The sequence below is a fragment of the Vibrio sp. Y29_XK_CS5 genome (assembly GCF_024181835.1).
GTDB lineage: Bacteria > Pseudomonadota > Gammaproteobacteria > Enterobacterales > Vibrionaceae > Vibrio > Vibrio harveyi.
This window is the reverse complement of record NZ_JAMZAM010000001.1, coordinates 792,285-814,279: the sequence shown is the minus strand read 5'-3', so window position 1 is coordinate 814,279 and position 21,995 is coordinate 792,285. Positions and strand designations below refer to the sequence as shown.

General features: G+C 44.1%; 22 protein-coding genes and 1 pseudogene. 8 read left to right on the top strand and 15 right to left on the bottom strand.

Annotation, left to right across the window (positions count from 1 at the left end):
- Nucleotides 1–80: 80 nt before the first annotated feature.
- Together gcvT and NL647_RS03625 are read right to left on the bottom strand one after the other, a co-directional pair.
- Nucleotides 81–1,199: a glycine cleavage system aminomethyltransferase GcvT gene (gene gcvT / locus NL647_RS03630; protein ID WP_050924388.1), complete on the bottom strand. Its 1,119-nt coding sequence runs from the start codon at nt 1,197–1,199 to the stop codon at nt 81–83.
- Between the two features lie 259 nt (nt 1,200–1,458).
- On the bottom strand, nt 1,459–2,082 hold the full coding sequence (locus NL647_RS03625; protein ID WP_005431308.1) for a helix-turn-helix domain-containing protein: 624 nt from the start codon (nt 2,080–2,082) through the stop codon (nt 1,459–1,461).
- 379 nt (nt 2,083–2,461) lie between these two features.
- Between NL647_RS03625 and NL647_RS03620 the strand changes: the two genes are divergently transcribed.
- The 3 genes from NL647_RS03620 (at nt 2,462) to gcvP (ending at nt 7,183) form a co-directional block, all read left to right on the top strand.
- The gene (locus NL647_RS03620) at nt 2,462–3,757 is read left to right on the top strand and encodes a serine hydroxymethyltransferase (RefSeq protein ID WP_005451650.1); all 1,296 of its coding nucleotides are present in this window, start codon (nt 2,462–2,464) and stop codon (nt 3,755–3,757) included.
- A gap of 51 nt (nt 3,758–3,808) precedes the next feature.
- Complete coding sequence (gene gcvH, locus NL647_RS03615; protein ID WP_005451648.1) at nt 3,809–4,189, top strand: glycine cleavage system protein GcvH; 381 nt, start codon at nt 3,809–3,811, stop codon at nt 4,187–4,189.
- A 129-nt stretch (nt 4,190–4,318) separates the two neighbouring features.
- Nucleotides 4,319–7,183, top strand: a complete 2,865-nt coding sequence (gene gcvP / locus NL647_RS03610) for an aminomethyl-transferring glycine dehydrogenase (protein WP_253649650.1) — start codon at nt 4,319–4,321, stop codon at nt 7,181–7,183.
- 182 nt (nt 7,184–7,365) lie between these two features.
- On the opposite strand, the gene NL647_RS03605 is transcribed toward gcvP, so the two are convergent.
- The 3 genes from NL647_RS03605 to NL647_RS03595 form a co-directional block, all read right to left on the bottom strand.
- Nucleotides 7,366–7,806, bottom strand: a complete 441-nt coding sequence (locus NL647_RS03605) for a TIR domain-containing protein (protein ID WP_114767260.1) — start codon at nt 7,804–7,806, stop codon at nt 7,366–7,368.
- Between the two features lies 1 nt (nt 7,807).
- Nucleotides 7,808–9,262 (bottom strand): SIR2 family protein, encoded by a 1,455-nt coding sequence (locus NL647_RS03600; protein WP_253649649.1) that lies wholly within the window; start codon nt 9,260–9,262, stop codon nt 7,808–7,810.
- Between the two features lie 690 nt (nt 9,263–9,952).
- Nucleotides 9,953–10,111, bottom strand: a complete 159-nt coding sequence (locus tag NL647_RS03595; RefSeq protein WP_230850251.1) for a hypothetical protein — start codon at nt 10,109–10,111, stop codon at nt 9,953–9,955.
- Between the two features lie 356 nt (nt 10,112–10,467).
- Between NL647_RS03595 and NL647_RS03585 the strand changes: the two genes are divergently transcribed.
- Nucleotides 10,468–11,037, top strand: a complete 570-nt coding sequence (locus NL647_RS03585; protein WP_253649648.1) for a DUF6795 domain-containing protein — start codon at nt 10,468–10,470, stop codon at nt 11,035–11,037.
- A gap of 256 nt (nt 11,038–11,293) precedes the next feature.
- Here NL647_RS03585 and NL647_RS03580 read toward each other — a convergent pair whose 3' ends face one another.
- Both NL647_RS03580 and NL647_RS03575 read right to left on the bottom strand, forming a co-directional pair.
- Nucleotides 11,294–11,788 (bottom strand): YcxB family protein, encoded by a 495-nt coding sequence (locus NL647_RS03580; RefSeq protein WP_253649647.1) that lies wholly within the window; start codon nt 11,786–11,788, stop codon nt 11,294–11,296.
- A gap of 240 nt (nt 11,789–12,028) precedes the next feature.
- Entirely contained in the window at nt 12,029–12,289 is a 261-nt protein-coding gene (locus tag NL647_RS03575; protein WP_005451643.1) for a DUF5062 family protein, read from the bottom strand.
- A gap of 424 nt (nt 12,290–12,713) precedes the next feature.
- Here NL647_RS03575 and NL647_RS03570 point away from each other — a divergent pair, with 424 nt between their 5' ends.
- The gene (locus NL647_RS03570; protein WP_029789388.1) at nt 12,714–13,661 is read left to right on the top strand and encodes a hypothetical protein; all 948 of its coding nucleotides are present in this window, start codon (nt 12,714–12,716) and stop codon (nt 13,659–13,661) included.
- A 130-nt stretch (nt 13,662–13,791) separates the two neighbouring features.
- Here the strand turns inward: NL647_RS03570 and NL647_RS03565 are convergent, their stop codons facing one another.
- The 4 genes and pseudogenes from NL647_RS03565 to NL647_RS03550 all read right to left on the bottom strand — a co-directional run bounded on the left by NL647_RS03565 (nt 13,792) and on the right by NL647_RS03550 (nt 15,342).
- Nucleotides 13,792–14,271, bottom strand: a complete 480-nt coding sequence (locus NL647_RS03565; RefSeq protein WP_253649646.1) for a DUF6795 domain-containing protein — start codon at nt 14,269–14,271, stop codon at nt 13,792–13,794.
- Nucleotides 14,272–14,304: 33 nt separating this feature from the next.
- A pseudogene (locus NL647_RS03560) lies at nt 14,305–14,397 on the bottom strand (ADP-ribose pyrophosphatase); the annotation flags it as partial.
- A gap of 58 nt (nt 14,398–14,455) precedes the next feature.
- Nucleotides 14,456–14,710 (bottom strand): nicotinamide mononucleotide transporter, encoded by a 255-nt coding sequence (locus tag NL647_RS03555; RefSeq protein WP_017188997.1) that lies wholly within the window; start codon nt 14,708–14,710, stop codon nt 14,456–14,458.
- Between the two features lie 149 nt (nt 14,711–14,859).
- Nucleotides 14,860–15,342 carry a tetratricopeptide repeat protein gene (locus NL647_RS03550; protein ID WP_005451637.1) on the bottom strand — a complete coding sequence of 161 codons (483 nt, stop codon included), beginning with the start codon at nt 15,340–15,342 and terminating at the stop codon, nt 14,860–14,862.
- A 175-nt stretch (nt 15,343–15,517) separates the two neighbouring features.
- Between NL647_RS03550 and NL647_RS03545 the strand changes: the two genes are divergently transcribed.
- Nucleotides 15,518–16,132: a PolC-type DNA polymerase III gene (locus NL647_RS03545; RefSeq protein WP_253649645.1), complete on the top strand. Its 615-nt coding sequence runs from the start codon at nt 15,518–15,520 to the stop codon at nt 16,130–16,132.
- Nucleotides 16,133–16,216: 84 nt separating this feature from the next.
- Here NL647_RS03545 and NL647_RS03540 read toward each other — a convergent pair whose 3' ends face one another.
- Nucleotides 16,217–16,447 carry a hypothetical protein gene (locus NL647_RS03540; RefSeq protein ID WP_017188992.1) on the bottom strand — a complete coding sequence of 77 codons (231 nt, stop codon included), beginning with the start codon at nt 16,445–16,447 and terminating at the stop codon, nt 16,217–16,219.
- Between the two features lie 151 nt (nt 16,448–16,598).
- Nucleotides 16,599–16,937, bottom strand: a complete 339-nt coding sequence (locus NL647_RS03535) for a helix-turn-helix domain-containing protein (RefSeq protein WP_005451632.1) — start codon at nt 16,935–16,937, stop codon at nt 16,599–16,601.
- Nucleotides 16,938–17,124: 187 nt separating this feature from the next.
- On the opposite strand from NL647_RS03535, the gene NL647_RS03530 reads away from it, so the two are divergent.
- Entirely contained in the window at nt 17,125–17,565 is a 441-nt protein-coding gene (locus tag NL647_RS03530) for a DUF4440 domain-containing protein (RefSeq protein ID WP_009696756.1), read from the top strand.
- A gap of 2 nt (nt 17,566–17,567) precedes the next feature.
- On the opposite strand, the gene NL647_RS03525 is transcribed toward NL647_RS03530, so the two are convergent.
- On the bottom strand, nt 17,568–17,987 hold the full coding sequence (locus NL647_RS03525) for a PaaI family thioesterase (protein WP_029789393.1): 420 nt from the start codon (nt 17,985–17,987) through the stop codon (nt 17,568–17,570).
- A 294-nt stretch (nt 17,988–18,281) separates the two neighbouring features.
- On the opposite strand from NL647_RS03525, the gene NL647_RS03520 reads away from it, so the two are divergent.
- Nucleotides 18,282–20,042, top strand: a complete 1,761-nt coding sequence (locus NL647_RS03520) for an ABC transporter ATP-binding protein/permease (protein WP_009696758.1) — start codon at nt 18,282–18,284, stop codon at nt 20,040–20,042.
- 442 nt (nt 20,043–20,484) lie between these two features.
- Here the strand turns inward: NL647_RS03520 and NL647_RS03515 are convergent, their stop codons facing one another.
- Nucleotides 20,485–21,897, bottom strand: a complete 1,413-nt coding sequence (locus NL647_RS03515; protein WP_253649644.1) for a coniferyl aldehyde dehydrogenase — start codon at nt 21,895–21,897, stop codon at nt 20,485–20,487.
- Nucleotides 21,898–21,995 lie beyond the last annotated feature (98 nt).

Here is a 21,995-nt window from a genome sequence, read left to right as displayed (position 1 = left end):
TAAACGCGACACTATAGCTATACAGCGCGTGGGAAGTAGATTCCTAGTCTCGCTTTGACTCGCTGGATGACGAGCTTTAATTAACCACGGTAGTAGCGTTGCGGTACGAAAGGCATTCTTTCTACCGTCATTGGTAGCATCTTGCCGCGTACTTCTGCAAATAGCTCTGTACCGATAGCCGCAAGATCGGCGCGCACGTAACCCATAGAAACTGGCTTACCAGCATTTGGACCTGCTGTACCACTGGTTACTACACCAATCTTGTTGCCATCTGCATCGTACAGTTCTGCACCTTCACGCACAGGCGCTTTTGTTTGACCAACCAAGCCAATACGCTTACGAGCAACGTCTTTTGTTTCGATCTGCTTAAGAATGATGTCTGCACCAGGGAAACCGCCCGCACGCTCACCATCTGCGCGACGTACTTTTTGGATGCCCCATAATAGGCTTGCTTCAACAGGAGTCGTCGTTGTATCTAAGTCATGACCGTATAGACACAGACCACATTCAAGACGAAGTGAATCACGAGCACCAAGACCGATCCACTCGACTTCCTCTTCGCCAGTTAGCTTACGAGCAAGCTCTTCTGCTTTGTCAGCCGGTACCGAGATTTCGTAACCGTCTTCGCCAGTGTAACCACTACGAGAAACAATGCACTCAACGCCGAGTAGTTCAACTTTACGAACATCCATAAACAGCATCTCTGCTACTTCAGGAGCAAAACGCGCTAGTACTTCTGCTGCTTTAGGACCTTGAATCGCAAGCAGCGCACGATCATCGATGATTTCCAGCTCAACGCCAGAAGGAAGATGCGCTTGAAGGTGTGCAATGTCTTGCTCTTTACATGCTGCGTTCACAACCACAAACAGATGGTCACCAAGGTTCGCGACCATCAAGTCATCCATGATACCGCCCTGCTCATTAGTGAAGAACGCATAACGTTGCTTGCCTGCGCCTAGATCTACGATATCAACAGGAACTAACGTCTCTAGGAAAGCTGCTGCACCATCGCCAATCAAACGAAGTTGACCCATGTGAGAAACATCGAACAGACCTGCTGCATCACGTGTGTGTAAGTGTTCTTTCTTAACGCCTAGTGGGTATTGAACTGGCATGTCGTAACCCGCGAACGGGACCATCTTTGCGCCTACTTCAACATGAAGTGCATGCAGTGGTGTTTTCAGAAGTTCTTGAGTCATTTTCGTCTCCATTTAGATAGACCCGAGAATGCTGTCGGCATTCAATGTGTTTCCAATAATAAACACGCTTGATTCAATTTTGCACGAACAAGACATCGCTCGACTTTCAAAAGTGTGACTTTTAACATTTTAATCACAACAAAACGCACAAAAAAGCGCTCTGTTGAGTGAGATATCATCAACAGAGCGCCATCATAACGCATTCAAAACAGATAGCAATCGTTTGCTTTCACTATAGGAAATTTACAACTATTTATCACTATTTGGCAGTCACCCACAAAATGTGCGCGTCTTCCTCACTCACACTGGTCAACATATGACCCATGTTCGCATCGTAATACACACTGTCGCCTTCGCTTAATACAACGGGCTCATAGAACTCAGAATAAAACATAACCTCACCTGATAAGATGAGTAAAAACTCTTCCCCATCATGGCGAACCCAGTCTTTGTATTCGTCAAAACTGCGAGCACGGATTTGGCTCTTAAAAGGCATCATTTTCTTATTGGAAAGTTGAGTCGCCAGCAGCTCGTGCTCGTAAGTTTGGGTTGGGTGCGGTTTGCCCTCTTTCTTTTTGGTCACATCGCGACGCCCTGTTGCTACCTTTTTCCTTGGCGGTTCAAATAGTTGCGGCATATCGATCTGCAATCCGTGAGCTAGCTTTTGCATCGCTTGGAACGTAGGAGAAATCTGTTCATTCTCGATCTTACTTAGCGTAGAACGCGCAAGCCCAGTACGTTGGCTTGCCTCTTCCAAAGTGATACCAAGTTTAGAGCGGATATCTTTAATGCGCTGACCGAGCTTAAGCGGTTCAATATTTTGGTCTTGTTGCTCTTTCGCCAACGTCATTGACGGGTATTCATCGTAAATACTTTCTGCCATAAATCCCTCTGTAAATATCCTTTATTCCTTCCTATTAGCATTGTGCATGAACCCTATAGTGGATAAAAGTCCACCGAGTTAATTAAAGCGTGCTCTTGTTAACAAAACCAGAAATCTCGTTTCCTATAGGAAATTTTTGGTTGATTGTTCGTTCCGCAAGCGCTATGTTACCAACTTGTTAGATGTAGAGATGCACATTTCCGTAAGAGATTGGACAAGAGAAACCACAATCCGACGGAGTTTTAACCCACTTATTCGGGTCGAAAGTCACTCTGTTCTGCTATGCAGTTCAGCTGTTTTGAGGACAAATGAGCCACCATCGCAATCAAACAACTATTTCTACTGCGGGTTCATTTTCAGATTTGGAAGGTCAACTACCATGAACAAGAGTTACCCTAACCACAGCTTGGAAAACTTTTTCTCTACCAACCTCTCCGCGACAGATGACGCTGTCTTTGCTGGAATTCAGGCAGAATTCGCTCGCCAAAATGAACAAATCGAACTTATCGCTTCTGAGAACATCGTGTCTAAAGCGGTAATGCAAGCTCAAGGCACATGCCTAACAAACAAATACGCTGAAGGTTACCCAGGTCGCCGTTACTATGGTGGTTGTGAGCACGTAGATACAGTGGAAGCCATTGCTATCGAACGCGCGAAAAAACTTTTCAATTGTGAATACGCAAACGTTCAACCACACTCAGGCGCACAAGCAAACGGCGCAGTAAAACTGGCACTACTTCAACCTGGCGACACTATTCTTGGTATGTCTCTGGACGCAGGTGGTCACCTAACACACGGTGCACGCCCTGCACTTTCTGGTAAGTGGTTTAACGCAGTTCAATATGGCGTTGACCGCGAAACACTAGAAATCAACTACGAAGACGTTCGCCAACTAGCACTTGAGCACCAACCTAAAATGATCATCGCAGGCGGTAGTGCTATTCCACGTACTATCGACTTCGCAAAATTCCGTGAAATCGCAGACGAAGTAAACGCGATTCTTATGGTCGACATGGCGCACATCGCCGGTCTTATCGCAACAGGCGCGCACCCTAGCCCGCTTCCTCACGCACACGTTGTTACAACCACAACACACAAAACACTGCGTGGTCCACGTGGCGGTATGATTCTGACCAATCACGAAGACATCATTAAGAAAATTAACTCAGCGGTATTCCCAGGCCTACAAGGCGGTCCACTGATGCACGTAATTGCGTCTAAAGCAGTCGCGTTCGGTGAGGCGCTTGGTCCTGAATTCAAAACTTATATTGATTCAGTGATCAACAACGCAAAAGTTCTAGCGGAAGTATTGCAAACTCGCGGTTGCGACATCGTAACCGGTGGTACAGACACGCACTTGATGCTGGTTGACCTTCGCCCTAAAGGCTTGAAAGGTAACAAAGCAGAAGAAGCACTAGAGCGTGCAGGTATCACGTGTAACAAAAATGGCATCCCATTCGACACAGAGAAGCCTATGATTACATCGGGCATCCGTTTAGGAACGCCTGCGGGTACAAGCCGCGGCTTTGGCGCTGAAGAATTCAAACTCATCGGTAATTGGATTGGTGACGTACTGGACGGTTTGGTGAACAACCCAGAAGGTGACGCAGAAGTAGAAAAACGCGTACGCAAGCAAGTGAAAGAGCTTTGCAGTCGTTACCCTCTTTACCAATAAAAGATTTATTAAATCAGAAACTATCCTGACAAGTTATTTGGAGATTAAGCAATGGACAAAACACTGAAGTTTACAGATAGCCACGAGTGGGTACGTGACAACGGTGACGGCACAGTAACTATCGGTATTTCAGAGCACGCTCAAGAGATGCTAGGTGACGTAGTTTTCGTTGACCTACCAGACGTGGAAGATGAAGTCGAAGCGGGCGAGAGCTTTTCTTTGGTTGAGTCAGTAAAAGCCGCTTCAGACATCTACTCACCAATCACTGGCGAAGTAGTTGAAATCAACGAAGAGCTAGAAGACAGCCCAGAGCTAATCAACGAAGAACCATACGAAGGTGGTTGGATTGTGAAAGTGAAGCTTTCAAACCCATCTGAGTTGGATGACTTAAAAGATGCGGAAGAATACCTAAGCTCTATCGAAGAAGAGTAATTAGGATGAGACGAAAGCTGTCCCCTAGCATAACGATTAGTGGACAGCTTTTTTTCTAGGTTCGGACGTATAATTTAGATTATCAGTAGCGTAAATCCGTTACCCGAACCAAGGAGTAGGTAAAGGACAATGACTGAATTACTTCAAAGCCTCAGCACACAGAATGAGTTCGTTGCTCGCCACAATGGACCAAATAAATCTGACCAACAAAAAATGTTGGAAGCGATCAACGCAGTAAGCCTTGATGCACTTATCGACGAAACTGTACCAGCGCAAATTCGCCTAGAGCAGCCAATGAGCTTGGCAGAAGCGAAAAGCGAAGCAGACATGCTGGCAGCAATGCGTAAGTTCGCCGATCAGAACCAAGTTAAACGTACATTCATTGGTCAGGGTTACTACAACACCTTCACGCCAAACGTAATTCTACGTAACGTGATGGAAAACCCGGGCTGGTACACCGCTTACACCCCTTACCAACCAGAGATCTCACAAGGTCGTCTAGAAGCACTTCTAAACTACCAACAAATGGTGATGGATCTTACTGGTATGGAAATCGCGAACGCGTCACTGCTCGATGAAGCAACGGCAGCAGCAGAAGCGATGACACTTTGTAAGCGTGCGGGTAAGAGCAAGAGTAACGTATTCTTCGTTGCTGACAACGTTCACCCACAAACTATCGAAGTGGTAAAAACTCGTGCGAAATTCATCGGCTTTGAAGTCCTAGTTGGTTCTCTAGAATCACTACCAGAGCAAGACGTATTCGGCGCGCTAGTTCAATACCCAGGCACAACGGGTGAAGTTCGTGACCTAACGGACATCATCGCAAAAGCTCAAGCAAACAAAACGTTGGTAACGGTAGCGACTGACCTATTGGCTTCTGCCCTACTAAAACCTGCTGGTGAAATGGGCGCAGACGTAGCAATCGGCTCGGCACAACGTTTCGGCGTTCCTATGGGTTACGGTGGTCCACACGCAGCCTTCATGGCAACACGTGACAAGCACAAGCGTACTATGCCAGGTCGTGTTATCGGTGTTTCTATCGATACCAACGGCAACCAAGCACTGCGCATGGCAATGCAAACCCGTGAGCAACACATCCGTCGTGAAAAAGCGACATCAAACATCTGTACCGCTCAAGCACTGCTAGCGAACATGGCGTCTTTCTACGCGGTTTACCACGGCGCAGAAGGTCTACGTACGATTGCTCGTCGTACGCACCATATGACAGCCATCCTAGCTGCTGGTTTAACTAAAGGCGGCTTCGAGCTTGCTCACAACAGCTTCTTCGACACCATCACCATCAATACTGGTGCACAAACTGAAGAGTTATACGCAAAAGCACTAGCGGCAGACATCAACCTACGTAAGTTGGGTACTCAGCTAGGCGTAAGCTTCGACGAAACCACAACCGTGGCAGACGTAGAAGCCCTATTCGCAGTATTCGGTGTGAAAGAAGAAGTGGCAGCACTATCAACTGAAATTGCAGGCAACGAATTTGCAGCAATTCCAGAGGCACTGCGCCGCACAACAGAATACCTAACGCACCCTGTGTTTAACACACACCACAGCGAAACACAGATGATGCGTTACCTAAAACAGCTAGAGAACAAAGACTTCTCACTAACGCACGGCATGATCCCACTGGGCAGCTGTACGATGAAGCTGAACGCAGCAGCAGAAATGATCCCAGTAACGTGGCCTGAGTTTGGTTCGATCCACCCGTTCGCACCAGCAGAACAAGCAGCCGGTTACGCCGCACTAGCAAAAGATCTTAAAGAGAAGCTATGTGAAATCACAGGCTACGACGCATTCTCACTACAACCAAACTCTGGTGCATCAGGTGAGTACGCAGGTCTTATCGCGATTCAACGCTACCACGAAAGCCGTGGCGAAGGTCACCGTAACGTATGTTTGATCCCAAGCTCTGCGCACGGTACTAACCCTGCGACAGCATCTATGGTGTCAATGAAAGTGGTTGTGGTTAAGTGTGATGAAGAAGGCAACATCGACGTCACTGACCTAGCAGCGAAAATCGAGAAGCACAAAGACAACCTATCAAGCATCATGATCACTTACCCTTCTACGCACGGCGTATACGAAGAGCAAGTGAAAGAAGTATGTGAAATGGTTCATGCAGCGGGCGGTCAGGTTTACCTTGACGGCGCAAACATGAACGCACAGGTTGGTCTAACAACGCCGGGCTTTATTGGCTCAGACGTTTCTCACCTAAACCTACACAAAACCTTCTGTATCCCACACGGTGGTGGCGGTCCGGGCATGGGCCCTATCGGTGTGAAATCGCACCTAGCACCTTTCCTACCGGGTCACATTGAAAACGGTGCAGACGGCGAAAACTTCGCAGTATCCGCAGCGGATATGGGTAGCGCGTCTATCCTGCCTATCTCTTGGGCTTACATCGCAATGATGGGCGAAGCTGGTCTAACAGACGCAACGAAAGTAGCGATTCTGAACGCGAACTACGTGATGGAGCAATTGCGCCCTCACTACCCTGTTCTTTACCGTGGCTCAAACGGTCGTGTAGCGCACGAATGTATTATTGACATTCGTCCACTGAAAGAAGAAACAGGTATCAGCGAAGAAGACATCGCGAAGCGTCTAATGGACTACGGTTTCCACGCACCTACCATGTCGTTCCCTGTAGCAGGCACGCTCATGGTTGAGCCAACAGAATCGGAAGACTTAGAAGAGCTAGACCGCTTCTGTGATGCGATGATCGCAATCCGTGAAGAGATGGCGAAGGTTAAGAACGGTGAATGGCCGCTAGATAACAACCCGCTTGTTAATGCGCCACACACTCAAGTTGACCTAGCGAAAGATGAATGGGATCGCCCGTACTCTCGTGAGCTTGGCTGCTTCCCTTCTAAAGCAACCAAATCTTGGAAGTACTGGCCAACAGTAAACCGCGTAGATAACGTATACGGCGACCGTAACCTAATCTGCTCGTGCCCAAGCATCGATAACTACGAAGATTAATTTTTGTAGAATCTAAATAGACAAAGGCGAACCGATTGGTTCGCCTTTTTTGTTTAGGGCAAGACTTTTAAAACTTGTTTATGGACAAAAATGAGTCAGGAAAATGAGGGGTAATACTCGGGTCGCCAACGCCCAAACCGGAGAGGATTGGGCCTTTGCTTAGAGCCGTTTGCTATAGGTTTTTACTTACCTGCCTCTTTTGCCGCTGTTTCAATCCAGTCCCCCATATTTTTATATCCCTCATCTTTATTCCAAAGGTAAAACTGGTATCCTTTAGGTATTTGACCGCAGCGCTCAGACGTTTCACCTTGCAGGTTTTTAATTTTGCTGATGTCTATTCCCAAAAGTCCATTACCACGCTTAATACTTTGTTCTATTTCGTATTTTACCCAACGGCTACTACAGGTTTTCTCGCCCACCAAAACCACGGTAACTGAAGTTCCTTCTAGCTGCTTATCAATCCAACTTCTAATAGCTGCATCACCCTTCTTCTTTACTTCTTCAAATTCGGCTTTATCTATAAAACCTGCTGCTTCTTTCCCTTGTGTGACCCAACTATTTCTCACCACCATAGATCTTGAAACATCTTGATATTTAAAGCTGAAAAATACTTTCCTAGCCATGTCAGACTCCTTTATTTATGGTTAACGCAATTTCTAATATTGATTTTTTGATTTCGTCAAAACTCAAACTACTATCACCAAGTGATAACAGTGCATCTTCTAAATTCTTAGGGAACGAAACTTCCTTAGACTCAATGGCTGATTTAAGCTCAGTCCATAGTACTTCAGCCATAGAACCTGTCGCACCGACAGGCACTACAAACACCCCCTGATTTTGAGCTATTTCATATTCCTCTCTCATTCCATCAGATAGAATCACATTCCCTTCAACTAGTTTGTTACCAAATAGGAAAATTGCTATGCCTGCATATGAAATCATATCTTCTCGGTATTTTCGCCAAAGTAACTTCAAATCCGTTTTCCCAATCTGATTCTGCGGAAAAGGTCTTAATAAAAGCTGATTGTCGTCTAACTTATTTCCGCTCATGTATAATGACTCTAGTGCTCCAGATATCACGGAACTTCCAATCCCCAATCCAAAGCCAGATACAACTCGGTACCCGCTAGAAATCAGATCTTTACTCAATTCATACACAAACTTTTCCGATTCGGCTTTTTCATATGGGGCATAATCATTAGCAGCACCAGATATGAAAATAGACCTTGACTTAGTTTTCATTTCTAACGTTTGAAGAACAGCAGTGATTTCACTATATTCATCAACCATCACTGACTTGATTCCAAACCTAAGTAAATCTTGAATAAAAAGCTCTTGCTTTCTTTCCCTGTATTCAAAATCTGCATCACTTTCATCTTGATCTTTCGTTAGATTTTTCAGCAGGCAATAATGTGGTCTTTGGTCTCTGCTATACGCGATTCGGACTCGACTAAGTATGTAATCAAGATTTGGATCGGTAAAACTAAAACCAAGAAATAGGAACGTTTTTGAAATTAGGTCGCCGCTCAGAGCATTGAGAAAAGGCTGCATTTTTACGTGATAACTTTCATAGTCATCTTTCGTTAAAATGGCTTCGCTAGGATGTTCAACATCACCATGCATTTTATAAACAATCGCATCCCTCTTGGGCACTGTGATTGCTAGTTGTTTATTATTGTACTTTACATCAGGCGTTTTACCCGCATCTAACAGAGCTGACTCAATCATCCTGTCATAATTGGTAGTCCAGAAAGTTTCTACCGGAAGGCGCGCCAATATTCTATGATTTTCGGTAAGACTCGCCATTTGAGAAAACTCATTAACTAATAGCTGATTTATCTTCCCCCTATTTGATTGATTCACATTGCAGTGATATTGGGCTAACTGAACTAAGTTATTCTCTTCCCTGTTAATATCTAGGTCTAGCTCATCAGCGATGGGCTGTAATAACTGCTTCCAATTTACGTACCCAGCAGGTATCGACAAGCCAGCTCCAGCAAATACAGCTAAATTTCTATTCTCAATAGCATCTAGAAGCTCTTTTACTAATCTTGCTTTTTCTCTTTCTTTTTTAGTCAAGCGTGTATTCCTTACGACGAGTTGTTAGCAACAATACTGGTTCGTATGACATCTTATTCAATGGAATTCTTCCATTAGTGACTCTAAAGTTAACATCCCAAATAATGGCATTCAATCATACAGTTAACAGATCCAGCACCTCACATGCCTGCGCCAAAGATGGAACAGTCATGCGGATACATGGAAACGATAAGGAGTGGGTTTATAGCTATTAGTTTTGCTGGCTCCCTAACAAGGAATGGGGCAGAACTGAGCTAGAGAGGTAGTAAGACAGCATCAACATCGAATAGATGTATTCGTCGTAATTCCGTTTCACTTTTTTGGGTTCATTTTAAACACTAACTCCACAGCGCGCTTCGAGAGATTCCTAGTCTCGCCTAGGCTCGCTGGAATGACCCACCTAAAGCGCCGCGTGTAGCGGTTCAGCTTGTGCGTCTGAAATCGAATAAATAATTAAACACCAAGCTTAGAGATCGAAAAAGACGAACCGCGTGGTTCGTCTTTTTAGTATTGGGTTAGATGAGTGACTTGCGGCTGTGACTTTTAGAGTGTTAAAACCATGCCAATCAAGAGCAACTTGTTCCGACCTCCCCTAATCACCAGTCAGGTTATTACTCTTCACCACCGCAAGGTAGCTCTCAATCACTGGGTGATCGAACTGTTCTGATTGGTACATCACCCAGCGTTACGCTACGGTGAGATCAGTAAACGAACCATCCTTGAAATCACCACGCAACGTACATCAAATTGTTCAGCATACTTACCTTCGCTTAGGTAAGAGACTTCAATACTCCCGATATCGTGGTCGTCAGACAACAATAAGTCATGTATCCAATTATGTGATTCCATAAATTCATTTTAAGCGAGGCTTTAGTTTGAAGACGAACTTCGCTGCCCACATTACAGTTGTATCAGCCGTCGAGCCAAAGACGTTGATGTGAGTTTTAAAGCGAAAATGGGCTTGGTATGCCTAAAACTTGCCGTATTGGGTGAGTATCAATTTAAATAAGACTGCTCGGCTTCGACAACGAATTACGCAGCAAAGCCAACCATGAAAGTAATGGACATATTATTTACATTATTTTTTAAAGTGCGCCTAGATATACGATTTAGCATGACTTAATTTGAAAACTGGGGCAGCCCTAGGCTAGCACTTGAGATCATTAGGACATAGTATCGCCTCACGCGTGGGGACGAGTTGACCTATGTACGATATTGGCAAGCGAATGGCTAAAATACTGGTTTTCCTTATGAGTGCCACAATATTATTGCTCTCAACAGGTTGTAACGCAGATATGTTTAATTTCTTCAAATCAAAAAAGTTTCAATACACACTTAGCCCAGAGATCACTGGCAGCTTATACTTAGACGGAAAAGCGTTTACTAGCGAGGTAGTTTATCTACACACGGCTTTTTCTAACAACCGTTATATCACCGAGACAATGACGTCAGAAAAGGGGTATTTTCATTTCGAACCCACATACCACTATCAGACGTTTAAAGAATCTGCCCTTCATGAATCCTCTAGCTACATTGGCATTTACATTTTTGTAGATGGCAAAAAATACTACTTACTAGAAGCTCGATTTTCTGATGTGAAACCCTATGAATTTATTTCAGATAACCTTCTTGATTTAAGTTGTGAGATTAATTCGGATGAATATCATTACTTTTTTAAAAATAGATTTGTTGAGAATGGTCTCGATCTTGAAGTTATTAGTAGGTGCGATTTGAAAGGATTTTCTGAAAAAACATTACTAAACAAGGACACGTAATAATTAATATTAAATAGGTTTAATGACCAATTTCTCTTACAAAAACCGTACTACACCTCCTTCAAAGCTGACGATGCGGGTTTGATTCCCACAGCACGCTTAGGTAGATTCCTAGGCTCGCTGGAATGACCCATTCGAAACACCGAGTGTAGTGATTCAGTTTTTGAACCTGAATTAGAGTGCCCCCCTGAACACCAAATCCTAAGAGCAAAAAAGGCGAACTCACTGGCTCGCCTCTTTTGTTAGGAGGAATTTGTTAGCTTACTTTCGATGCAGCGTGCTGTTCTACCATAAACTCGATGACTTTTTCGTTTAGGCAAGATTTGCTGATGTATTGGCGTTGTTTACCAATATGAAGGATAAAGCCCAAATCGGTTTGTTCGAGTTGATCGATTTCATTCCAAGCGAGGCTGCGATCGATTTTACCGCTTTTGTAGCGCACGCCATCCGCGTTAACTTCAAACACCACTTTGTTGCCACGGCTTGAGCTGATGGTTTGGCGCCACAGCCACCAAGTTCTTTTGAAGTAAACACTGCACGCTTCAATTACACTCAATACGATAAAGAACCAACCCACATAACCGTTTGGTAGTAGCTCAAACTCCAATAAGACCACACCAAAAATAAGAAACAAGATCCCTTTCAGGTATGCGTGTGGGAACTTAACAGGCTGGCTAGTTTGATCATAACACTCTGCAAAGAACGGTTTGTCGAGTGTGTATTCTGTGGTGAATTCGAAATCTTTAGACATGTATGGTTACTTTAAGGTTTCTGTGAATGAGTCTACTTGGTTGCTCTCTCGCAACGCGTGCATTGTAGCGCTTCTCTTGGTTTATCTTTAGTCCTTTTGATTCTGTTTTGTAAATCAATAATAACGAAACATTCGAAGACCTCGGTACACTTACCAAGATCAAACAAAGCGAACCATTTGGCTCGCCTTGTTAATTAATGTTCTATGTTAATTAATGACCTATGCGACTTCTTGAGTTTGCTACTTTAGAGGGTCGTTATCTGGCAAAGCACTGTGTATCCATACTGCCAGTCTGTGTTTGATGTTTGCGCCGTCGAGCTTGCTTTCTGGCAGTGGCGTGATTTGCTTGGCATCGACCAAGAATAGGTAAATCGCTTTTACTCTTACAGGTTGTGGTGACTGCGGAAGGTCAAAGCCTTGTAGCTTCGCCATCTTCCCGCCAATCTCTAGTGCCTTCTTAACCAGTTTGTCTTCATTCTGAAGCTTGGAGCTTTTTGACATTGATAGATTCCTCTTCTTCGCTTCCAGTAAGAATACAATAAGTGTCACGTATGGCGTGTTAGTAAGCTCGCATATTAGTAAGATTCCCTGACATTGCCGCGCAACTGATTAAACAACGACCAGGCATGCTGATATTGGCGATACAGCAATGTAGGCAAGTCACTTCACCACATTATTTCTGGTTTCAAAATACCCCCTCTTTTTATGGTCTTTGAGCGTTTTCATTGGCTTTTTCTTTGAATCAATCTCAAACAAATAAGTTTAAATGATAATTATTATCATATTTATACTTACTTTATAAAACCCTACTGATAAGCTCAGCTTTGCTTCTCGATACTGAAATTGAGGGCGCTTACATCGGTCGAGTTAAACCTATCTTCCGATTGAAAAATTAATAAAAACCATAAATAACAGGCTATTAACTATGAACATTAAAAGAAGCTTCGCCGGTCTGGCAATTTTCGCTGCATTTAACGCTACGGCTTACGAACACTATTCTGTGTTTAAAGATTACATTGACCAAGGTCTGGTCACTGCAAACCAATCTCGCTTAACACAAATAGCAAAGTCTAACCAAGGGCAACTGACTGTAGCTGGCGCGTACTCATACGATCAGCTAGGACGAGTAACACAGCGCGACTACGCAGACAGTACATTTGACTACGCCTATAACGATGCAGGCTTTTTGGAATCTGCGCGTGCGCTAATGAAGCACGGCTCAATCAACAGTTACGTAAGACACACCAAAGAAAACTTCATCTCTCAATACAGCTATAACGAACTTGGTCAAGTTGATGTTGAGAATAAGCAAGTCTTTCAGGATGAGGCTGCCGATCTTAACGGTACACCTATCGCGACATATCGAATTCAATATACGTATGGTGCTGATGGCAAACTTCTTCAACGCCGCCAAGTACCGCAGTCTGGCGACGATATGTCTGTTCGCGAATTTCATTACTCCTACCATGAAGATGGTAAGTTAAGAAAAATCCGTGAGGTTAAGCTCTCGACACCAAAGGAAAAGAGTACCCTCTTACTGCAATACTACCCGAATGGCGAAATCAAAAAAGCAACTCAGAAGTTGTTCGGCAAAGGCACCAAAACCTTTGAAATGGAGTATGTGGATGATGGTTCATTGGTTTATGGTGTTTACTATGTAGATCCAGTGAAAGAGTGGAAAGTAGACTTAGATTTCTTTGGTCTTGCCTTCCATCCAATCAAATCAATGAAACAAACCGCTGGCGATGCAGTCAGCACATACCGCTATCAATACCAGAACAGCGACGGTGATACTCTGCCAGATGTGGCACTGCTAGAGGTCACACTGCCAAGCTTTAGCCAAACTATTCAGTACAATATGACGAATAGATAACGATAAACCCTTCTCGAAGATATTCTCGTATCAGACTATCAAGGAAGACCGCGCTTCTGGTCTTCCTTGTTTGAAATCAATTGATAAGGCAGATAAGCTAGCTCTGAAGCTAACTTTGGAGATAAGGGAGTTATAAATCCTCTCGATGTATTTTTTCGTCATATCCTCGAAGGCGGCATATTCCAAAAACCGAGTGCTCGCGACCGTTTGGTACAACTCGATTTTTAAAGTGATATTCATAAGAAGAGTCATCTAGATCGCACTCTAGATTCTCCAAATTATCAATAACATAATCATGGATATCCAAGCCAGTATGTGAAGACCACATTAAAATTTGACTGTTGTTTATATTTGCAGTGATCTGAATTCCAATTAAATTTGTGTTGATTGACAGCGGCTTAAACCATTGACGGTGAATGATTGATTCAAAATGAAACCTACCGTCTTTGTCTGTCATAGTAGTTCTTTCATAATACTGACTAAAACCCGCAAGCAGGGTCACTTCGATATTATCAATTGGCTCCCCGTATTTTAAAACAGTACCTGATATAGGAGGGCTAACTACTAGCTTATAGGGTTTAAAATAATTAAACACGTCACTATAACTCATAATAAAAAACAAAAAGTGCAACTGTTATTGTGCGTTTGCACCATGAGAACCAATGCTCTCACCAAGCATTATTTTTCCGTCACGAAGGATAATGGTCGTAGCGCCAACTCTTACTTCTTTATTCACATTACATCCTTCAAAAGCGCTACTTTTAACTCTACCTCAGTGTAGTTTTGGTTAACGACTACACCTCAACGCCGTTAGTTCTTTGCTCTGGCTTTGACCACTTGATGATGGCGCGTAGGTTCATAGAGAAGAAGACGATATTTGCGACTATCATTGCCACACTGCCTGTGAGATAGCCGACTGCAACCCAACAGGTGTTTCCGCACATCATTAAGATGAAACCAATTTTGTTCTTGTTTCCGATTTGCCAAATGGCAAGAAACGTAAGTACCATCGCAACCCAGTCGATCCCATAGTACTGAAAGTATTCCATTGTCCTCTCCATGGATGTAACACTTTAAAACGGTGAGAAAGCGCCTTAATGAAGCTTTAACACACCACTTTAATGATAAAAACAACACAGCGTAAATGCCGCGCGTAGTGAATCTTTTTTGAATATTTGATGATTACTAGAACCAAAAGCTACCAAGTTTTATCGAGATCTCGAGCGTACAAAGAAATGGCTCGCTGATACTCTTTAATTGCATCGCTGTTGGTGGTGGACACTAAGAGTTCGAGTAACAATGATGTGGCTTCTTTATGTCGACCCACATTGTAAAGGCACATTGCATAAAAAGGCTGAACTTCGATCGCATTAGGGTATTCATCCAACGTTTGTTCAAAATAGCTTAATGCTTCTGAATACTCGCCAAGGCTTCGGTAGGTACTCGCTAAGCCGAACAACGCATCAAATCTTTCTACCGAAGAGAGTGTTCCTGAAAGTGCAGACAAGTAATGACCGATTGCTTCTTGCTCTTTGCCTTCATTGTCGTACGACCAAGCGATTTGTAAGTGCGCTTTTGCGGCAAAATGTTCATCGTCTAGTAGTGTTGTAAGTAACGCTCTCGACGCTTGATACTTAGCTTCTTTTCGCAGCTCAATTGCTTGTTTGATGATCGTTTCCATAATTTCCCTCGAAGCTAAAAGCGCTCGTTTAAAGAGCGCGCAATCGCAATGTCTTTGTTCGAATGAATCAAGAATAGTAAATAACCTAACTCACACAGTCTACCCATCATAACCTTTCTTTTTGTATCCGTTTCGTTGATACTCTTGCCCCTTATCGTTCAGTTGGAAAACTTTCATGCCCCAAGCTAACTCTGTTGTCGTACTCGACTTTGAAACCACTGGTCTCTCTCCGAATATGGGTGACCGCGCTATTGAAATCGGTGCAGTAAAATTAGTCGACGGTGAGGTTGTCGATAGTTTTCAGCAACTGATGAACCCAGGCTTTAGAGTCAGTTCTTTCATCGAGGGCTACACTGGCATTACCAATAACATGTTACGCACCGCACCAAGCTGCGCTGAAGTGATGGCATCATTCAGCGAGTTCATTGCCGGTGAAAACCTTATCGCCCACAACGCATCTTTTGATAAGCGCTTCCTCGATGCGGAGCTTGAACGAATCAACTGTGGTTACTCAGGCGAGTTTGCATGCTCATTGCTAGTGGCAAGACGTTTAATTCAAGATGCTCCTTCTCATAAACTCGGAGAACTAGTTCGCTTCAAAAACATCGATAATGACGGCGTTTTTCACCGAGCGTTAGCCGATGCACAGATGACAGCAAAACTCTGGATTGAAATGGTCGAGGGCTTGGAGCAATCCGGCATTCACAATCCAAGCTTTAAGTTTATGCAAACCGTGAGTAAAACAGCGAAAGGGAAAGTCGATCTGCTACTCGCGAAAAACCGCGCTTAGATCTCGCGACTATGATGTTTGTTCTCAAGCATCATAGTAAAGGTAAATAATCTATGGTTGTTTATGATTAGAAATACCTAATCGTTAAGAGTCGCGCTCGTTTTTCATCATAAAACCTTGATACAGAGCTCCGAGCTTAGCATTCAGCTCCTCATTATTTTTTGCAGATACAGTACCTATCAAAGTCGCGCCGCTTGCCGTACCTATTGTTACATCAAAGTTTTCATTATCAGTACTTTCGACAAAGACATAGTTGTCGTTCTCTCTGTCGTAGAAAGAAGCAAAATTATCGTCAATAGATGTATTAAATTTCATAAATCAACCCGTCAAAACCGTAATGATTGTGACTCTTTTTTAAGGTCGGTAATACAGGTATATGTTAATTCTCAGTCTCATTCCACAATCAGATGCAATCAACATATCTATTAGTTTCTACATAAGGGTTCTAAGGGGTTAGATACGTAACCTACTCGGCATCCCAGTCATCAACTTTTTGGACTATGATGTCGACAACACTAGCAAACTCTCTGCCTTTTGGGGTTAAACCGTAATTCACAGTCACAGGGATAGTGTCTTCTTGTTTTCGCCAAACAAACCCATATTCGCACAGTAACTTCAAGCGTTCGGTGAGCACCTTGCTTGAAACCAGCGCCAATTGCTTGCGAATTTGACCGAATCGCATCTCTTCTTGTTGCCCGAGCAACCAAACGATGTGAGCGGTCCACTTAGTCGATATCAATGTTAAGTATTTATCCACGCTGCAATAGCCAACAGGCTGTACTTGATGATTTACTTTTGACGACATCGCCCTTCCCTAATCCGTTTTTTACCGCCAGTGTAATCAAACACTACACCTCAGACCATTAGTTACCTGAGAGTAACTAGTTACTTTTGGGAAGCTAATTTTAATTCGTAACTAACCGTTCTATCTTGAATTGGCAATTAGGCAAAGGGACGAAAGCTGCCTGAGCCAATAATTAGAGGACTACGTTATGCGATATATTTTTCTGTTTATTTCTTTTGTCTCACTTGGTTTACATGCGGAGACGCTCTATCCGAAGCCACAAACACCATCAGAGTTACATGCATTATTTGGTCAATACTTTGCGGATAAAGATTTGGAGGGATTAGGAACACTTTTCCATCAAGATGCGGTATTTATTTTGGATAAAGAAGGCAATCAAGCCAAAGGGCAGGAAGCGATCAAACGCGTATTGGAAGGTTTTATGAAAGGCGATGTCACCATGCATACAAAGCGCGTTTCCATCCACATTAATGATGACATTGCCATGGTGCGTTCAGATTGGGAAATAATGAACACTTCGCAAGGTGCAACTCAGACAAAAAACGCGATACAAGGAACGGCATTGGAAGTCATGCATTATGTAGATGGAGGTTGGGTTTATGTTATCGATAATCCCAATGGCTTTTGAGGTCAATATTCGGCGTCGACAACATGCTGCATGAACTTCGCTTCTGCTTTTGAGTAACATTGTTCCCCCACATAGATTTCGCTTTGTAGTAGAAACATTCCTCGTTTGCTCTTTACGCAATGCGCCTCAACGCGAATGATGGCATTAAGGGGAACCGGTTTGATAAAGCGAACCTCGAGCTTTGCTGTCATCGCACATATCTCTTGAGCAAAAAGGCAGTGGGTCATAGCCGTGTCATGCAAAGCGCAGATTGCTCCGCCTTGCATGACACCTTGATATCCCTGAACTTTCTCTGTTGGTACGATTTCGCACTGCACGCCGCCATTCGGCATCTGGGAAAACTGAACAGTATCGTTGGCGTTGAAAAATGGCTGGCAACACACTGCACACTGCTGATGGTTTTTGGGGTTGTGGTGTGACATAAAATCCTTCTGTATCTGAGACGTCTCTGAACTTAAGCTGCTTTAATAAGAGCGTTCACGAATCATGCATCTAACTCAACATTCAAAGGTGAGAGGCGCTTATTCATTGGTAATGGGATATGAACTGTAGCCCTCATTATTAGCATATGCCAATAACAAATAGTGAGAAATTAGGTTCCATGAGACTGTGTTCTTTTTAACTAATGAACCATGACTCGAATCAGACGCGCCACTGGTCACGTCTCAAAAAGTCGCTTACTATGCCAAGTACCTATAAAGCTTTGTGAGCTACTCATGAGCAGTAAAAATAATAAAAACCTTGGCATTCTTCTTAAACTCAACACCTTTATTTCGCCTTATAAATGGCGTGTCGCTGCTGCCCTAGTCGCACTTGTCGCGACAGCAAGCCTAACGTTGTCCGTCGGTTATGGCGTACGTATCTTGATTGACCAAGGCTTTGCTCAGCAATCATTACAAGAGCTAACCAACGCGATTCAGTTTATTGTTGCCGTCACTTTATGTATTGCCGTTGGAACGTTCTTCCGCTTCTACCTGGTTTCTTCGGTTGGAGAACGCGTCAGCGCAGATATTCGCCTTGCGGTGTTTAATCATGTGATTACCCTGCATCCGAGCTATTTTGAGACCAACAGCAGCGGCGACATTATGTCTCGCCTCACGACTGATACGACTCTACTTCAGAGCATTATTGGTTCGTCGTTTTCCATGGCGATGCGCAGCGCATTGATGTGCTTTGGTGCGATCATTATGTTATTCGCTACTAACGTTAAGCTCACCTTGATTGTTTTGGCGTCTGTGCCTTTTGTTTTGGTGCCGATATTAGTTTATGGCCGGCGCGTTCGTGCTTTATCGCGTCAAAGCCAAGACACAATGGCGGATGTGGGCAGCTACGCTGGCGAAGCGATAGAACACATTAAAACGGTGCAAAGCTTTAGCTCAGAGCAGCATGAACGCGCAGCGTTTGCTGTCGAAGTAGAAAAAGCCTACGAGGTTGGCAGACAACGCGTCAAACAGCGCGCAATCTTGATCTCCGGCGTTATTGTGATTGTTTTCAGCGCTATTGCAGGCATGCTTTGGGTAGGTGGCAGTGACGTTATTCATGGCAAGATGTCGGCTGGTGATTTAGCTGCGTTTGTGTTCTATGCCATCATGGTTGCATCCTCTACTGCCACTATTTCTGAAGTGATGGGAGAATTGCAACGAGCCGCTGGTGCAACCGAACGATTGATTGAGATCCTGCAAGTTGAGAGTGATATCAGTGCACCAAGCCATCACCTTACTATTACCGACCGCATGCCTGCAGAAGTCACGTTTGACTCAGTGAACTTCAACTACCCTTCTCGCCCCGATCAGCCAGCTATTAAAGGATTAAATCTCAAAGCAGAACAAGGGAAAGTGTTAGCCTTGGTTGGTCCTTCTGGTGCCGGTAAAACAACGCTGTTTGAGCTGCTACAACGATTTTACGACCCGCAGCAAGGACATGTATTGTTTGGAGGTGAAGATATTCGACAGTTCGATCCTAACGATCTTCGCCGCCAAATGGCATTAGTCCCACAGCAACCCGCATTGTTTAGCCATGATGTATTCCACAATATTCGCTACGGTAATCCGGAAGCCACAGACGAACAAGTGATTGAAGCAGCAAAGAAAGCCCATGCTCATGAATTTATCGAAAAGCTACCTGACGGCTATCATAGTTTTTTAGGTGAGCGTGGCGTAAGGCTATCTGGCGGTCAAAAACAGCGAATTGCCATTGCTCGTGCAATTCTAAAAGATCCGAAAATTCTGCTGCTTGATGAAGCCACCAGCGCACTTGACAGTGAAAGTGAACATCATGTTCAACAAGCGCTTGAAGCCTTGATGAAAGACCGCACTACGTTGATCATCGCACACCGCTTATCGACAATTCAGCACGCAGATAAAATTGCAGTACTCGACGGTGGCGAACTGATTGATATCGGTAATCATCAATCATTGATGCAAAGCTGTGAACTGTATCAACGATTGGTCGCGTTGCAGTTTAAACATCTAGAATAGCGACGGCGTTTAACGCTAGCGATGTTAACGAAACAAAGAAACTATATACCCAAGTGACTTCAAGATGCAGGATTCAGAGCGTTGTCATTGATTCGAGAGCAAGGAAAACAACGCAGTGTAATAGCCAGCTCTTTCCAAGTTGTTTGACGCAGCAATCGGGTCAATGACACGCTCCCAAAGGGCGAGCTGCCTTGGCTTGTATACTTTGTTGCCGATTCTTGATTTAGAATGACTAGATCTTTAAATCGCCGCCGCGTCTACAAACCAAGTCAGTCTCGCTGAACCTAGCATCTCGAGGTTACTTGGGTATAAATATGAAAAAGCGCACCACGACGATATGTTAAGGTGCGCTTATTTGTCTGCCCAGCAGCTAATATGAGTCAGTCATAGACCTCCGACTCTGCCGCAGAATGTTTTTCTTGAAGTTCCAATATCAATAGCGTTAACGCATAAAGAACTTTTGCAATGCTTTGATCGCCATGCCACGACGTTCCAGCAACATGCCTACACGAGGTAGCCACGTTGGTGTGCTCAGAATGGTTTTGGCGTGACTAAAGGTTCTAAACCCTTCCTCGCCATGGTAGTGACCGATACCAGATTCACCAATACCACCAAATGGTGCGTCTTCCGCGCCAACGTGCAAAATCGTGTCGTTCACTCCGACCCCGCCACTGTGAGTATTACGGGTAATTCGCTCAATAATGCTCTTATCTTCTGACATGATGTAGAGCGCAAGTGGGCGTTGATTCTGGTTGATGTAGCTGATGACCTCTTGGATATCACGGTAAGGCTTGATTGGCATAAGAGGACCAAAGATCTCTTCCTGCATAATGGTCATCTCTTCCGAAACATTGGTGACTAAGTGCGGATATAATCGTCGACCTTTTGTTCTCGTTTCAGGCACGGTATGTAACTCCGCGCCCTTGGCTTTGGCATCTTCCAATACCGCCTTTAATCGGTCGTACTGACGCTGATTGATGATATGAGTAAAACCTTGTTCTTCTTGACCTTTGAGGTACAGCGCTTCAAAGCGTTGTAAGAAGAGTGCGACGAACTCGTTAACCCTTCCCTCTGGTACAAAGGCATAATCTGGCGCAACACAAATTTGTCCGGCATTGATGCATTTACCGAACAAAATCGCATCAACTGCTTTGTTCAAGTTAGCATCGTCTGCCACGATAACTGGAGACTTACCACCGAGCTCCAAGGTAATTGGGGTTAAATTCTCCGCGGCAGCACGAGCAACCGCGCGACCAACATTAGTAGAGCCAGTAAACAGCAAGTGATCGAACGGTAATTTGCTGAACGCTTGAGCCACTTCGGCTTCGCCCTCAACCACCTCCACATCTTCAGGCAACGCTCGACAAATCTCAGAAATCACCTTGTTGGTCATAGGAGTGAATTCACTCAGTTTCATCATCACTCGGTTACCTGCCGCAAGCGCGGTGACTAATGGCGATAAGCTGAGGATTACTGGGAAGTTCCAAGGCGAGATGATACCCACCACACCAACAGGTTGATATTCAACGGTGACTTTAGACGGGGCAAGTAACAAACCAGAATGACGGCGACTTGGCTTACACCATTTATTAAGGCGTTTTAAGGTGTAATTGATTTGAGCAACCGTCGGCAATACATCCGTCATTGCTGTATCAAATTCTGAGCGGTAACCAAAGTCCTCACTTAAGGCTTCCACCAGCGCTTGCTGGTTATTCAAAATAGTCTGCTTAAGAAGGTTAAGCTTTTGCTTTCTTGCCTCTAAACCCGGATAAGGTTCGGCATTGTATGCAGCTTTGAGCTTATCCAATTTTTGTTGCAGCAGTTGACCAACTTCGACGTCGACGATCGCATTCATGATTTTCTCCTTGTGCACCCAATCTAGGGCAATGTCGCACTTATGTATGATTTAAAGTTAACATAAGGGCAACATCCTGACTATTAACACAATAAGGA